The organism is Herbaspirillum sp. 1130 (genome assembly GCF_017833835.1).
GTDB classification, from domain to species: domain Bacteria; phylum Pseudomonadota; class Gammaproteobacteria; order Burkholderiales; family Burkholderiaceae_D; genus Herbaspirillum; species Herbaspirillum huttiense.
Map to the genome: position 1 here is coordinate 267,973 of NZ_JAFICQ010000002.1, position 15,075 is coordinate 283,047.

The 15,075-nt window shown below is 63.8% G+C and carries 12 protein-coding genes and 1 pseudogene; 9 read left to right on the plus strand and 4 right to left on the minus strand.

Going from position 1 to position 15,075, the window contains the following annotated elements; all coding sequences use genetic code 11:
* Positions 1 to 103: 103 nt before the first annotated feature.
* Entirely contained in the window at positions 104 to 673 is a 570-nt protein-coding gene (gene aroQ / locus JOD78_RS10015; protein ID WP_209568160.1) for a gamma subclass chorismate mutase AroQ, read from the minus strand.
* Between the two features lie 120 nt (positions 674 to 793).
* On the opposite strand from aroQ, the gene JOD78_RS10020 reads away from it, so the two are divergent.
* Entirely contained in the window at positions 794 to 3,073 is a 2,280-nt protein-coding gene (locus JOD78_RS10020; RefSeq protein WP_209568159.1) for a UvrD-helicase domain-containing protein, read from the plus strand.
* Positions 3,074 to 3,195: 122 nt separating this feature from the next.
* A complete protein-coding gene (locus tag JOD78_RS10025; protein WP_209568157.1) occupies positions 3,196 to 3,354 on the plus strand; it encodes a hypothetical protein in 159 nt (52 codons plus the stop codon).
* Positions 3,355 to 3,454: 100 nt separating this feature from the next.
* Here JOD78_RS10025 and JOD78_RS10030 read toward each other — a convergent pair whose 3' ends face one another.
* The 3 genes from JOD78_RS10030 to JOD78_RS10040 all read right to left on the minus strand — a co-directional run bounded on the left by JOD78_RS10030 (position 3,455) and on the right by JOD78_RS10040 (position 6,543).
* Complete coding sequence (locus JOD78_RS10030) at positions 3,455 to 4,552, minus strand: J domain-containing protein (protein WP_209568155.1); 1,098 nt, start codon at positions 4,550 to 4,552, stop codon at positions 3,455 to 3,457.
* A 71-nt stretch (positions 4,553 to 4,623) separates the two neighbouring features.
* Positions 4,624 to 5,529, minus strand: coding sequence for a carbohydrate kinase (locus JOD78_RS10035; RefSeq protein ID WP_121042685.1), 906 nt, complete (start codon positions 5,527 to 5,529; stop codon positions 4,624 to 4,626).
* A 51-nt stretch (positions 5,530 to 5,580) separates the two neighbouring features.
* Positions 5,581 to 6,543 carry a sugar-binding transcriptional regulator gene (locus tag JOD78_RS10040; protein ID WP_121042687.1) on the minus strand — a complete coding sequence of 321 codons (963 nt, stop codon included), beginning with the start codon at positions 6,541 to 6,543 and terminating at the stop codon, positions 5,581 to 5,583.
* 337 nt (positions 6,544 to 6,880) lie between these two features.
* On the opposite strand from JOD78_RS10040, the gene JOD78_RS10045 reads away from it, so the two are divergent.
* From JOD78_RS10045 to xylB, 7 genes and pseudogenes are all read left to right on the plus strand, one after another.
* Positions 6,881 to 8,236 carry a sugar ABC transporter substrate-binding protein gene (locus tag JOD78_RS10045; protein ID WP_121042689.1) on the plus strand — a complete coding sequence of 452 codons (1,356 nt, stop codon included), beginning with the start codon at positions 6,881 to 6,883 and terminating at the stop codon, positions 8,234 to 8,236.
* Between the two features lie 153 nt (positions 8,237 to 8,389).
* On the plus strand, positions 8,390 to 9,364 hold the full coding sequence (locus tag JOD78_RS10050; protein WP_034330884.1) for a sugar ABC transporter permease: 975 nt from the start codon (positions 8,390 to 8,392) through the stop codon (positions 9,362 to 9,364).
* 32 nt (positions 9,365 to 9,396) lie between these two features.
* Positions 9,397 to 10,176: pseudogene (locus tag JOD78_RS10055) on the plus strand (carbohydrate ABC transporter permease); the annotation flags it as partial.
* On the plus strand, positions 10,176 to 10,901 hold the full coding sequence (locus tag JOD78_RS10060; protein WP_209568153.1) for an HAD-IA family hydrolase: 726 nt from the start codon (positions 10,176 to 10,178) through the stop codon (positions 10,899 to 10,901). The pseudogene JOD78_RS10055 and the gene JOD78_RS10060, both read left to right, overlap by 1 nt.
* Positions 10,902 to 10,945: 44 nt before the next feature.
* Positions 10,946 to 12,064 carry a sn-glycerol-3-phosphate ABC transporter ATP-binding protein UgpC gene (gene ugpC, locus JOD78_RS10065; RefSeq protein ID WP_134135638.1) on the plus strand — a complete coding sequence of 373 codons (1,119 nt, stop codon included), beginning with the start codon at positions 10,946 to 10,948 and terminating at the stop codon, positions 12,062 to 12,064.
* Positions 12,065 to 12,101: 37 nt separating this feature from the next.
* Positions 12,102 to 13,535, plus strand: coding sequence for a D-arabinitol 4-dehydrogenase (gene dalD, locus JOD78_RS10070; protein WP_121042698.1), 1,434 nt, complete (start codon positions 12,102 to 12,104; stop codon positions 13,533 to 13,535).
* A 63-nt stretch (positions 13,536 to 13,598) separates the two neighbouring features.
* Complete coding sequence (gene xylB, locus JOD78_RS10075; protein ID WP_209568152.1) at positions 13,599 to 15,071, plus strand: xylulokinase; 1,473 nt, start codon at positions 13,599 to 13,601, stop codon at positions 15,069 to 15,071.
* Positions 15,072 to 15,075 lie beyond the last annotated feature (4 nt).

Sequence of the window (15,075 nt, forward strand, 5' to 3'; positions counted from 1 at the left end):
TACTCCCGCCCTAAAAATGCTGCAGGACAGCAAAAGATTTTTGCCTGTCAATTCAGCAACTTAGTCGTTTTTGTGCGACGTCCTGTTGCCTGCAGGCTGGTTTTCAGCGCTGGCAGTGCAGTGCGTCGGTGGCCCGTTCGCGTACGGCGGGGGTGTAGTCGGCCCCCAGGATTTCCGGTGCCAGCTCGGCCAGATCGCGCTGCACGGCCGGCTCGCACCAGTGGCCGTTCAGGCGGGCCAGCGCCGCCAGCAGGTCGGGGGTGAGGCGGTCCAGCACCGGGCGCACCTGCAGCGCCAGGTCTGGCGGGTTGGCGAAGGGCGGACGCTGCTCCACACGCCACTGGCGATGCAGGTCGCGCTGAACGATCTTGCCGGCCTCGAACTGGTCCTGGAAGAAGCGCCGCGTCCATGCGGCATCCAGTCCCAGTTTCTGCGCACGGGCGGCCACGTCGTCGAGAATGACCGCCTCGCGCGCCGGATCATCGATGGGCGCATGCGAATTCCATTTGCTGCGCGCCACGGGAGCGGCGACGTCGAGACGGGTCTTCTGCAAGGTCAACAATTGTTCGACATCGCTGCGCGCGGCCGGGGGCGGTGTGGTGGCGCAGGCGGCGAGCAGCAGGGCGGCGATCAGGGGCAGGGCGGCGAAGGAGCGGGAAGACAGGCGGCGCATGGTCGGAAGAGTCGATTGCTGAGGTGAGTGCCGGGTTCGGCTGTGGATAAATCAACTGTGCGGCAGTATAGCGCCGCGCCTGCCCGCCCGGTCAGGGCACGCGCCCTTTATAATCGCGGGATGCAAAATCTTCTCCACAACCTCAATGAAGAGCAGCTCGCCGCCGTGACGCTGCCCGCGCAATCGGCGCTGATCCTGGCCGGTGCCGGTTCCGGCAAGACTCGTGTGCTGACCACCCGCATCGCCTGGCTGATTCAGACCGGGCAGGTCTCGCCCTCGGGCATCCTGGCGGTGACCTTCACCAACAAGGCCGCCAAGGAAATGACCGCGCGCCTGTCGGGCATGCTGCCCATCAATACGCGCGGCATGTGGATCGGGACTTTCCACGGACTGTGCAATCGCCTGCTGCGCGCGCATCACAAGGATGCCGGCCTGCCGCAGACCTTCCAGATCCTGGATACGCAGGACCAGCTCTCGGCCATCAAGCGTTTGCTCAAGCAGATGAACGTGGACGACGAGAAGTATCCGCCGCGCAACCTGATGTACTTCATCAACAGCGCCAAGGACCAGGGCCTGCGCGCCAAAGATGTGGATGCCTACGACGACTACAACCGCAAGTTCGTCGAACTCTACGAGCTCTACGACCAGCAATGCCAGCGCGAAGGCGTGGTCGATTTCGCCGAGCTGCTGTTGCGCACCTATGAATTGCTCTCGCGCAACCAGCCGCTGCGCGAGCACTACCAGGGCCGCTTCCGCCACATCCTGGTCGACGAGTTCCAGGACACCAACGACCTGCAATACAAATGGTTGAAGCTCATGGCTGGCCAGCACGGCGCGGTCTTCGCGGTGGGCGATGATGATCAGAGCATCTATGCCTTCCGTGGTGCCAACGTGGGCAACATGTCGGCCTTCGAGCAGGAATTCCATGTGGAGAACCTGATCAAGCTGGAGCAGAACTATCGCTCGCACGGCCACATCCTGGACACCGCCAACGAACTGATCGCCAACAACAGCAAGCGCCTGGGCAAGAACCTGCGCACCGATGCCGGCCACGGCGAGCAGGTGCGGGTCTATGAAGCCACCAGCGATCTGCAGGAAGCGCAGTGGATCATCGAACAGGTCAAGGACCTGATCGCCGAAGGGTGGGCGCGCAGCGAGATCGCCATCCTCTATCGTTCCAACGCGCAGTCGCGGGTGCTGGAACATGCGCTCTTCAGCTCGGCCATTCCCTACCGCGTCTATGGCGGCCAGCGCTTCTTCGAGCGCGCCGAAATCAAGCACGCCATTGCCTACCTGCAGTTGATGGACAACCTGCACAATGATTCGGCCTTCCTGCGCGTGGTCAACTTCCCCACGCGCGGCATCGGTGCCAAGGCCATGGAGTCCTTGCAGGATGCAGCGCGCCAGTATGGCTGCTCGCTCTACGCCGCCGTGCCTTACGTGGCGGGCAAGGCGGGCTCTTCCTTGAATGCCTTCATCAAGCTGATCGAAGGCGCGCGGTTCGAGACCCAGCATCTGCCCCTGCCCGAAATGGTCAAGGTGGTGCTGGACCTGTCCGGCCTGATGACCCACTACCGCAACGAAAAGGAAGGCGCAGACCGCATCGAGAACCTGGAACAGCTGGTCAGTGCGGCCACGCTGTTCGTCTCGGAAGAGGGCTATGGCCTCGATGCCCCGGCTTTCCTCGGCCCGCAGGCGCAGGCCTCGGCCGGCACGGCCATCACCACCGCCGATGGCGTGGAAGTGCTCGATGCCGATGCGCCGCTGGTGACCATCATGTCGCCGCTGTCAGCCTTCCTCTCGCATGCCTCGCTGGAAGCCGGCGACAACCAGGCGCAGGCCGGCCAGGATGCCCTGCAGCTGATGACGGTGCACTCGGCCAAGGGGCTGGAGTTCGACGCGGTCTTCATCACCGGCATGGAAGAGGGATTGTTCCCGCACGAGAACAGTGCCAAGGAAGAGGGCGGCGTGGAAGAAGAGCGCCGCCTGATGTACGTGGCCATTACGCGGGCGAGAAAGCGGCTCTTCATGACCTTCTCGCAGACCCGCATGCTGCACGGCCAGACGCGCTACAACATGCGTTCACGCTTCTTCGATGAAATGCCGGAGCAGTCGATCAAGTGGCTCTCGCCCAAGATCGCCCAGCATCACTGGTTCGCCAATCCCAAGTCGGCCTGGGATGAAGTGCCGGAAGCGGGTAACAACCGCATCGCGCAGAACTTCTCGCGCCAGACCGATTCCGGCTGGCGCATCGGGCAGAACGTGTCCCATGCCAAGTTCGGCGAGGGCGTCATCGTCAACATCGAAGGCGGTGGCGGTGCGGCGCGGGCGCAGATCAACTTTGGCAAGTTCGGGATGAAATTGCTGGATCTGTCGGTGGCGAAGCTGGAGAGAATCTAAGTTTTTGCGTTGCCGTTGAATTGGGTTTGAGCAGTGAAACGCCCCGTTGCCATCAACAGCGCAACGAGGCGTTTTTCATGTGGGCGTGATGCCGAGATGCACGCAGTGAAAGGAGATGCAGCATGAAGGGGCGGGAAATTCTCTCTGAGCTGTTCGGCAAAACCAGAGCACAACGCTGGCATGAAGCATCGCCTGCAGGAAAAAGAATTTATATCGTCGTGGTGGCATTCATCTTTGCGCTCATTGCGAGTGTCTGGGCGTTCGGCGCATGGTGGCAATAGACCGCCCTCGGTTTATCGAGGAGATACGTTGATGTGAGTCGTGGCTCATGCTTCAAGAGCATGTCTGAGATCCGTAAATGACAGGCCTCCAAGGAACGCCTTATTGTCTGCGTCCGCCTTGCTTCAACCAGGCCCTGACCTGCTCCACATCGTCAAACGATCCCAACACCATTCCAACATCGCGCATCTCCTGCCGCATGCCTGCAATGACTTTGTTCAAATCGCGACCTATCCCTTTTGGCGACACCCGGGCGGCAGGCCCCAGTCCGAAGGTCTGCCTGAAATGCCGCTCCATGTGGGCGATCTCCTGATCCAGGTCGCCCAGTTGTTCCGTGAGGATGCGGTTGTAGTGCGTCAGCCGCTCCTCGCTGACGCCGTGGATGGAATGCTGGTCGATCTGTTCCAGTTCCAGTTGCAGCTCAAGCAGTCGCGACAGATCGTTCTTTTCATAGGCCTGGTTGACCTGCTGCATCAGCGCGGTCTTGCGAGCGCGTTCGCTCTCGTCGAGCTCACGATCCGGATGCAGGGCGCTGGCCAGCCGGCGATAAACGGCGCGGATGGACTGGCTCAATTCGATGCGCTGCGCCTGCTGGCGGGCTTCTGCGGCGCGCTGCCTGGGCGGTTTCTTGCGGCTGGCACGCTGGGCCTCGCGCGCTTGCGCGGCTTGCATGCGTTCGCGCTCCTGGCGTTCCAGCATCGCTTCCATGCGCTGCATGATTTCTTCCGGCGTGCCGGTGGTGAAATCGTCCTCGGCGATCGCGGGCTCTGCTTGTATGGTCTTGTCTTCGTGTACTTCCGCAACGGAGGCGGGTTCTTCCGTCTCCTCTTCTTCCGCATGCTGCTGGTAGATCAGCGCCAACTCCGCATCATCGGCCCGTTGCAACAGGGCCTGCGCCATGTCCGCGATCAGCGCCGAGAGTGCGATGCGCTCGCCCTTGCCGAGTGCCTTGTCGGGCCAGGCGGCATGCAGGCGATAGACCACCTGACGTTTGAGGGTGAGCAGTTCCTGCTCCAACGGGACATATTGGGCCGTGAATTTCTTGTGGAATTCATCACTGGCCGCTTCCCACTCCTTGAGCTGCGCACGGCGCGTGCCGATGGCGTCGATGAGCGCATTGAACTGTTCCTGTGCCGGAGAAAGGCGCATGGCGGATTGGCCATCGACGATGGCAACAGTTTGCGGGGTGGGCTTGTTCATGGAGACAAAGAAGAGCAGTGGTGCCGGATTCTAGCCATTCGCTCACGCGCCCACAAGCGCAGTCCCCAGCCTCAGGCCCCGGCGATCATGGCTTGCACTTCGTCCCAGGTCGCGGCATAGGCCCCGGCCTTGGAGGCGGCAATGGCCGCACCGGCCGCGGCGCATTGCAGGTGGACCTGCGCCGGGGCCTCGGGCTGGCGTAGCTGGCTGGCGATCCAGCCGCCCATGGAGGCGTCGCCGCAGCCGACCGTATCGACCACATCGACGCGATAGGCAGGCTGGTCAATGACTTGCTCACCCTTGATCCACTGCATGCCCTTTGCACCCAGCGTGTAGAGAATTTCCGCTTGCGGGGCCAGCGCTTGCAGCGTGGCCAGCGCGTTGCCGTCGCCGGGGAACAGGCGCTCCAAGTCTTCGTCGGACACCTTCACGTAATGCGACAGGGACAGCAATTGCTGGAACAGGATGCGATAGGAGGGGCTGTCCATCAACTTGCGCCAGTTGGGATCGAAGGCGATCTTCTTGTTGCGCAGCGCCGCTTCCTGGGCGATCTGCAGCAGGCGCGAGGCCAGCGGTTCGCGGGTCAGGCTGATGCAGCCGAAGTGCAGCACGCGCGCTTCGTCCATCCAGCCGGCGGGCAGGCGCTGCGGATCGAAATGCAGGTCGGCGCTGTCGTCGCCGATGAAGAAGTAATCGGGCGGCGTGGTCGAGGTCACCATGGCCAGCAGCGGTGCCTTGGCGTGCTGCTGGGTGAAGCGCATGTCCAGTCCGGCCGCTTCTGTGAGCGCATACAGCTCGGCGCCGAAGACGTCAGTGCTGACGCTGCCGGCGTAACCGGTGGCCACGCCCAGGCGGGCGGCCGCGCGTGCCACGTTCCAGCAGGCGCCGCCGGGAATGGCGCGCCACTGGCCGTCAGGCTGGCGGATGAAATCGGTCAAGGCTTCGCCGAAGACGACGAATGCGGCGCTCTGGGTCATGCTGGTCTCCGTGTGCGTGTCGTTGTAGTGGTCAGTAAATGCGTAGGCGGTTCAATCCTGCAAGGCGTGGCGCGCGCAGGTCTCGTCGGTCACGAGGCCGGTGAGCCAGCCGCCGCGCAAGGCGGCGCGCACGGCGTCGGCTTTCTTGCTGCCGCCGGAGAGCGCGATCACCGGCCGCTGCGGCCTCTGCGCCAGCGGCGGCGTGGTCACGCGCGCCGCCAGCGACGAGGGCAGCATGACGCCGTCGATGTCGAAGGCGTGGCAGATCATCTCGCCGATCGCCCCCTGGCGCTGCAGGTCGGCCACTTCCTCATCGTCGATGAAACCATCTTCGTGCATCGCGCCCTGAAGGGCGATGGTGCCGATGCCCAGGAACGTCACATCGGCGCGCTCGGCCAGGCCGGTCACGATCTTGTAGGCGCGGTGGTTGCACCATTGCTGGCGGTCGCGTTCACTTTCGGCCACGCGCGGGGCGGGCAGCAGGTAGAAGCGTGCGCCCAGTTTTTCTGCGGCTTGCAGAGCCACGTCGTAGCGATTGGCCGAACCGTCGGAAGCAAAGGCACCAATCATCGAGACGATCTGGTGCTGCGGGCGCTCCAGTTCCGACAGGCGCTCGATGGCCGCCTTGAGCGTGCGTCCCGAGCCGACGTTGACCACCAGCGGTGCTTCCGAACTGAGGTATTGCTCCATCACCTCGGCCCCGGCTACCGCCAGCATCTGCTGCACTTCCAGCGATTCGTTGGGATTGCCCGCGCCGCCTGCGCCGGGCACCACGCGGCACACCTCCAGCCCGTAGCGCTCCTGCAGGCCCTGCGCCAGTTCCAGGCAGGAAGAGACCGGATGCGTGATCTGCACTTTCACCAGGTTGGCATCGGCCGCATAGGCCACCATGCGCTGCGCCATCTGGCGCGAGATGCCGAGCCGTTCGGCGATTTCGTTCTGGGTGTTGCCGGCCACGTAGTACATCCACGCGGCGCGCGCCGCCAGGTCGAGTTTGGATGCGCTGCTAGACATGTTCTCCTCGCCAGCCGTCCCCGTGGCTGCCAATGCAGGCGGGCGCGGGCTGTCTCTGTGATGTTGATGCGGTGAATTCCCTCTTGGGTCGCCATTTTACGGCGAGTTGACCGTTCCATTATTGCGAAGCTTGGGCAAATGCTCAATCAAAAAGCAAATGCTTGACACAAATTCGAGAATGAATGAATATTTGCCCATAAAAATAATATTTGCTCAAAACGTAGTTAGCGAAAACCGTTAGCGAAAACCGCCTTTCCCTGCATGCGTACACCGGCATCGTCTGCCGCTGCCACCCAGGAAGAACGTGCAGGAGGGCCCATAACATTCGGAGACCAGCATGTCCAAACTCGTGCGCACCCGTGCGTCCGGCTTTACCCGCGTTCGCTTCACCCTGGCCGCTGCGGCCATCTCGACCCTGTTTGCTGCCGGCCATGCACAAGCCGAGCCGGTGACGCTGAACATCGCGTCCATCAACAACCCCGACATGATCGAACTGCAGAAGCTGGCACCGGCGTTCGAGAAGGCCAATCCCGACATCAAGCTGCGCTGGGTCACCATGGAAGAAAGCGTGCTGCGCCAGCGCCTGACCACCGATATCGCTACCAACAGCGGCCAGTTCGACCTGATGACCATCGGTGCGTATGAAGCGCCGATCTGGGCCAAGAAGGGCTGGCTGGCACCGATGAGCGGCCTGCCGGCGGATTACGATGAGGCCGATCTCATCAAGCCGGTGCGGGAGGGCCTGAGCGTGGATGGCAAGCTCTACGCACTGCCGTTCTACGCGGAAAGCTCGATGACCTACTACCGCAAGGATCTGTTCGAGCAGAAGAAGCTGACCATGCCGCAGCACCCGACCTGGGATGAGGTCGCCAAGCTGGCCGCGCAACTGCATGACCCGGCCAAGGGCGTCTACGGCATCTGCCTGCGCGGCCGTGCCGGCTGGGGCGAGAACATGGCCATCATCACCACCATGGCCAATGCCTGGGGTGGCCGCTGGTTCGACGAGCAATGGCAGCCGCAGCTGTCCTCGCCGGAATGGAAGAAATCGGTCAACTTCTATGTCGACCTGATGCGCAAGTACGGTCCGCCGGGCGCCAGCTCCAACGGTTTCAATGAAAACCTGGTGCTGTTCTCCAGCGGCAAGTGCGGCATGTGGGTCGATGCCACCGTGGCGGCCGGCATGCTCTATCACGGCAAGGATTCCAAGGTGGCTGACAAGACCGCCTTCGCGCCCTCGCCGCAGCAGGTGACCGACAAGGGTTCGCACTGGTTGTGGATCTGGTCGCTGGCCGTGCCCAAGTCCTCCAAGTCGCAGGAAGCCGCCAAGAAGTTTGCGGCCTGGGCCACTTCCAAGGAATACATCAACCTGGTCGCCAAGGATTCCGGCTGGGCCCTGGTGCCGCCGGGTACGCGCAATTCGACCTACGCGTCGGCCGAATACAAGAAGGTCTCGCCCTTCTCCGACTTCGTGCTCGATGCGATCCAGACCGCGGATGCCAACAAGCCGACCCTCAAGCCGGTGCCTTATACCGGCGTGCAGTTCGCCACCATCCCCGAGTTCCAGTCGATCGGCACCGTGACCGGCCAGGCCATTGCCGGTGCACTGGCCGGCAAGACCAGCGCGGATGCCGCCCTGGATGCCGCCCAGGCACAGGCAGTGCGGATGATGCGCCAGGGCCGCTACATCAAGTAAGTCCTTCCGCTTGTGGTTCCGCCGGCATGCAGCCCGTGCTGCATGCCCCGCGCGCGATGTGAGCGGCATGCTTGCATGCCTTGCACATCGCGCCGTTCTCCCCGGCTGTCTGCACCTTGCGTGCGCCGCCGGGATTGAAATGCCGAGGCCGTCATGTCCACGATCCACTCTACCCAGGTGTCGTCCACCTCACCGATGATGCAGAGTTCTTCCCAGCCTGCTGCACGCAAGCAGCAGACCAGTCCGCCGCGCAAGGAGCGCTTCAATCCCATCCGCCTGATGCAGACGCCGTCGGTGCTGATCCTGCTGGCGTGGATGATCGTTCCGCTGGTGATGACCATCTATTTTTCGGTCAATCGCTACAACCTGATGGCCCCTGACCAGACCGGTTTCGTGGGTCTGGAAAATTATATTTTCCTGTTGCAGGACCCGGCCTTCTGGCCCTCCATCGGCAACACCGCACTGCTGATCGGTTCGGTACTGGCCATCAGCGTCATCGGCGGCACCCTGCTGGCGGTGCTGTTCGACCAGCCCTTCCGCGGGCGCGGCATTGCGCGCCTGCTGGTCATCGGTCCCTTCTTCGTCATGCCCACCGTGGCCGCGCTGATCTGGAAGAACATGATCATGCATCCGGTCTACGGCATCCTGGCCTACGTGATGCGCCACCTGGGGCTGGAGCCCATTGACTGGCTGGCCGAGTACCCCATGCTGTCGGTCATCATCATCGTGGCCTGGCAGTGGATTCCGTTTGCCTTCCTGATCCTCTTGACCGCGCTGCAGTCGCTCGATACCGACCAGAAGGAAGCTGCACAGCTTGATGGCGCAGGACCGGTGCGCATCTTCTTCTACATCGTTCTGCCGCACCTGAAGCGCGCCATTACGGTGGTCATCATGATCGAGACCATCTTCCTGCTCTCGGTCTTTGCTGAAATCTTCACCACCACCGCAGGCGGCCCCGGTACGGCCACCACCAACCTGACCTTCTTGGTCTATTCGATCGGCCTGCAGCAGTTCGACATCGGCATCGCTTCGGCCGGCGGCATCTTCGCGGTCGTGCTGGCCAACATCGTCTCGTTCTTCCTGGTGCGCATGCTGGCCAGGAACCTCAAGGGAGTCAACGAAAAATGAGCGATCCTAAGAAAAGCCCCCTGTGGGTGGCGGTGCTGGGCTGGGCCTGCGCCATCGTGCTGTTCTTCCCCATCTTCTGGGTGGCGGTGACGGCCTTCAAGACCGAGTCCCAGGCCTATACCCCCTCGCTGATTTTCTTGCCCACGCTGGACACCTTCCGCGAAGTCTTCAGCCGCAGCCACTACCTGGGCTATGTGCAGAATTCGTTGATCGTGTCGCTGGGGTCGACGCTGTTGTCGCTGCTGCTGGCGGTGCCGGCGGCGTATTCGATGGCCTTCTTCCCGACCGGCCGCACCCAGAAGCTGCTGCTGTGGATGCTGTCGACCAAGATGATGCCGGCTGTGGGCGTACTGATCCCCATCTATCTGCTGGCCAAGAACACCGGCCTGCTTGATACGGTAACCGGGTTGACCATCATCTATACGCTCATCAACCTGCCCATCGCGGTGTGGATGGCGTTCACCTACTTCAATGACGTACCCAAGGAAATCCTCGAAGCGGCCCGTATCGATGGGGCCAACGCGTGGCAGGAAATGATTTACCTGCTGCTGCCCACCGCCATGCCGGGCCTGGCTTCCACGGCCTTGCTGCTGATCATCCTGTCGTGGAATGAAGCCTTCTGGAGCCTGAACCTCACCAGCGTCAATGCGGCACCGCTGACGGTGTTCATCGCCTCCTATTCCAATCCGGAAGGGCTGTTCTGGGCCAAGCTGTCGGCCGCCTCGCTGCTGGCGATTGCCCCGATCATGGCGCTGGGCTGGCTGGCGCAGAAGCAGCTGGTGCGCGGCCTCACCTTCGGGGCGGTGAAGTGATGATGGCGCGCCAGGCGATCACCCACCTGATCTGCGACTGCGACGGCGTGCTGCTCGACAGCGAGAGCATCGCCCTGCGCGTGCTGCATCGTGAACTGTTGCCGCTGCTGCCCGCCTGGAGCGGTGCCGACGATGACGAGCAGGAAGAGCAGCGCAGTCAGGCCCTGCACACCGCCATCGCGCATCGCCTGGGCATGTACACCGACATCCTGCTGGGCGAAGTTGATCTGGAATTCGAACTGGGCCTGGATGCATCCGCCGCCGAGCGCATCCACCAGGCGGTGGCCGTGGCCTGCGGCGAAGAAGCGCAGCCGGTGCCGGGCGTGGTCGAGGCCTTGCAGGCCATCCGCCTGCCGCGTGCGGTGGCCAGCAACAGCGATGCGCCGCGCATCGAAGCGGGCTTGCGCCGCTGCGGCCTGTATCCGCAATTCGCCGGCCGCATCTACAGCGGTCATGACGTGGCCCATCCCAAGCCGGCACCGGATGTGTATCTGGCGGCAGCGGCGGGCTTCAATGTTGATCCCGCGCGCTGCGTGGCAGTCGATGACAGTGTCACCGGCGTGCGTGCAGCGGTAGCCGCCGGCATGCACGTGCTGGGCTTTACCGGCGTGGCGCACGACCGCAAGACGATGGCGCGCAAGTTGAAGGATGCCGGTGCGCATCAGGTATTCGAGGACATGAAACAGTTTCCGCAACTGGTGAGTGAATTGATCTGGCTGCGCTGAGCAAAGAGCGCGCAGTCCCCCTACAAGAGAACGAGGAGAATCCCATGGCAGCCGTGAGCATCAGGAACCTGGCCAAGCGCTACGACGACAACGAGGTCATGCGCGACATCAATCTGGAAATCGAGGATGGCGAATTCGTCGTCTTCGTCGGCCCCTCGGGCTGCGGCAAGTCGACCTTGCTGCGCATGATCGCCGGGCTCGAAGAGATCAGCGATGGCGACCTCGACATCGGTACGCGCCGCATGAACGACGTGCCCGCGTCCAAGCGCGGGGTGGCCATGGTGTTCCAGTCCTATGCGCTGTATCCGCACATGAGCCTGTACGACAACATGGCCTTCGGGTTGAAGATCGCGGGCAAGTCCAAGGCCGAGATCGATGCCGCCGTCCAGCATGCCGCCAAGATCCTGCACATCGATCACCTGCTGGACCGCAAGCCGCGTGCGCTCTCCGGGGGGCAGCGCCAGCGCGTGGCCATTGGCCGCGCCATCACGCGCCAGCCCAGCGTGTTCCTCTTCGATGAGCCGCTGTCGAACCTCGATGCCGCGCTGCGCGTGAAGATGCGCCTGGAATTCGCCAAGCTGCACGATGACCTCAAGACCACCATGATCTACGTGACCCACGACCAGATCGAAGCCATGACCCTGGCCGACAAGATCGTGGTGCTCTCCGAGGGACGCATCGAACAGGTCGGTTCGCCGCAGCAGCTGTATCACCATCCGGCCAATCGTTTCGTGGCCGGCTTCATCGGTTCGCCCAAGATGAACTTCATCGATGGCACCGTGGCCGCCGTGCAGGCCGATGGCGTGCAGGTGCAATTGCCCGGGGGCGGTCTGCAGTGGGCGGCGGTTGACGGCAGCACGCTGCAAGCGGGGCAGAAGGTCACGCTAGGCGTGCGGCCCGAGCATCTCAACATCGCCCAGGGCCAGGCCGCGCTGCAGGCACGCTGCACAGCGCTGGAACTGCTGGGTGATTTCTCTTACCTCTATGCGGCCCAGGAAGGCAGCGATGATGCGCTGATCCTGCGCGTGCCCGACAGCCTCGATCCGCCGCATGGCAGCGTCTTGCACCTGGCTGCCGATCCGGCCCGCTGCCATCTGTTCGGTGCCGACGGCCAGGCCTTGCCGCGCCTGGCATCGGGCGTGGCCGCGCCGCGCCCGCATTGATCCCTTCGCCCATTCACTTCCTCGACAAGGACCAGGCATGACCCGTACCGCCACTTCCCTCGACCAGGACGCCGCCGACAGCCTGACCTGGCTGCACATCGGCGCCGGTTCCTTCCATCGCGCCCACCAGGCGGTCTACCTGAATGCGCTGCGCGAGAGCGGTGCCGACCGTCGCTGGCAACTGGCGCTGGCCAACATCCGCGCCGACATGAGCCCGCTGCTGGAAGCGCTGGCCCGCCAGCAGGGCCAGTACACGCTGGAGACCGTCACACCCGAGGGTGAGCGCAGCTACCAGCGCATCGCCTCCATCGGCCGCATCCTGCCGTGGGATGAGCGGCTCACGCAACTGATCGCCGCCGGTGCGGAAGAGCGCACCCGCATCATCTCCTTCACCGTGACCGAGGGCGGCTACTACCTCGACCATCACTACCAGCTCGACACCGGCAACGCCGATCTGGCCGATGACCTGCGTTGTGCCCTCGATGGCAGCGGTGCACCGCGCACCATCTACGGCGCGATTGCAGCCATCCTGCGCGCACGCAGCCAGGCCCATCCGCAGGCGGCGCTGACCCTGCTGAACTGCGACAACCTGCGCCACAATGGCGAACGTTTCCGCGACGGCTTGCGCCAGTTCCTGACCCTGCGCGGCGAGAGCGCACTGGTGGCCTGGATGGATGCACATACCACCTGCCCCAATGCCATGGTGGACCGCATCACCCCCCGCCCCACACCGGCGGTTGCGGCCCGTGTGAAAGAAAATACAGGTGTCGACGATCCCTGCGCCCTCATGGGCGAGTCCTTCATCCAATGGGTGATCGAAGACGACTTCAAGGCCGGTCGCCCGCGCCTGGAAGCGGCCGGCGTGGAGATGGTGCAATCGGTGCTGCCCTACGAGGAAGCCAAGATCCGCATCCTCAATGCCAGCCACAGCTGCATCGCCTGGGCCGGCACGCTGGCCGGGCTGCAATACATCCACGAAGGCACGTTGCGCGAGGACATCCGCCAGATGGCGCATGACTATGTGACGCAGGACGTGATTCCTTGCCTCACGCCCAGCCCCATCGACCTGGCGGCATACCGCGATACGACGCTGGCGCGCTTCTCCAATCCGGCCATCCAGGACACCAACCAGCGCGTGGCTGCCGATGGCTATTCCAAGATCCCCGGCTTCATCCGCCCGACCTTGCAGGAGAGCCTGGCGGCCGGCCGCGATCCGCAGGCTACAGCCATGCTGCCTGCGCTGTTCCTGGTATTCCTGCAGCGCTGGGCCGCCGGTGCGCTGCCTTACGAATACCAGGACGGCATCTTCGACGCCGCTGCCGCGCGCAGCATGCTGGCGGCAGAGGATGTGGTGCAGGCCTTCTGCGCGGATGCCGTGCTGTGGGGCGAATTGGCCGGGGACGCGCGCCTGGTGGCGCTGGTGCGCTCGGCTTATGGACGCGTGCAGCAGTGGCTGGGGCAGGCGCACTGACGCTGCCTTTTGTGCCCAAGGCGTCATAGAATTGCCGTTCAATAACGAATAACGAGGAGCACCATGTATCTTGGGATCGACCTGGGTACGTCCGAGGTCAAGGCGGTGGTGATCGACGAGACGGGCGCGCTGCTGGCGCTGGCTGGCAGTACGCTGACGGTCTCGCGTCCGCATCCGCGCTGGTCCGAGCAGAGTCCGGCCGACTGGTGGCAGGCCACCTGTGCCACCGTGGACAAGCTGCGCGAGCAGCTCGGCAGTGAGCGCTTCGGCCGCATCCGCGCCATCGGCCTGTCCGGCCAGATGCATGGTGCGGTGCTGATGGATGCGCAAGATGCGGTACTGCGTCCGGCCATCCTCTGGAGCGATTCGCGCAGTGCCCCCGAATGCGCCGAGCTGGAACGCCGCGCACCGCGCCTGCACGGTATCGCCGGCAACCTGGCTATGCCGGGTTTCACTGCGCCCAAGCTGCTGTGGGTGGCGCGCCATGAACCGCAACTGTTTGCGCGTATCGCGACCGTGCTGCTGCCCAAGGATTGGCTGCGCTTCATGATGACCGGGCGCAAGGTGTGCGATCCCTCGGACGCCGCCGGCACGCTGTGGCTGGATGTGGAAGGCCGCAACTGGTCCGACGAACTGCTGGCCGCCTCCGGCATGCGGCGCGATCAGATGCCGGCGCTGGTCGATGGCAGCGCGGTCTCGGGCACGCTGCTGCCGGAAGTGGCAGAGGCCTGGGGCTTGCGTGCGGACGTGATCGTGGCCGGTGGTGCCGGTGATGGCGCGGCCAGTGCAGTGGGCATCGGGGCGGTCAAGCCGGGTGATGGTTTCCTTTCGCTGGGCACGTCCGGTGTGCTGTTCGTGGTCAATGATCGCTTCCGTCCGAATCCGGGGCGGGCCATTCATGCCTTCTGCCATACCCTGCCGCAGCGCTGGCACCAGATGAGCGTGATGCTCTCGGCGGCCAGTTGCCTGCGCTGGTTCTGCCGCTTGTGTTCCGTGGATGAGAAGAGCCTCCTGGCCGAGATCGAACAACTCGACGAAGAAGCGCGCAACAATGCGCCGCTGTTCCTGCCTTACCTGTCAGGTGAGCGCACACCGCACAACGATCCTTACGCCACCGGCGTCTTCCACGGGCTGACACCGGAACACCAGCGCGCCGCACTCGGTTATGCGGTACTTGAAGGCGTGGCCTTCGGCATGGTGGATGGACTCGATGCGCTGCGTGCGGCGGGCACCGATGTGGCCGAACTGTCGCTGGTAGGAGGTGGCGCGCGCAGTGCTTATTGGGCACAGTTGCTGGCCGATGCGCTGCAGGTGCGCATCGTCACCCACGTGGGCAGCGAGGCCGGCGGTGCGCTGGGTGCGGCGCGCCTGGCCTGGCTGGCCGACGGCGGCGATGAAGCCGAGGTGTGCCGCAAACCGGAACAGCAGGCGCTGTACCAGCCCGATGCGGCACGGCATGCGGCCCTGCAGGTGCGGCTGCAACGCTATCGGGCGATCTATGCGCCGTTTGCGCCCTTGCAGGGAGAGAGTGCCTGAGCGC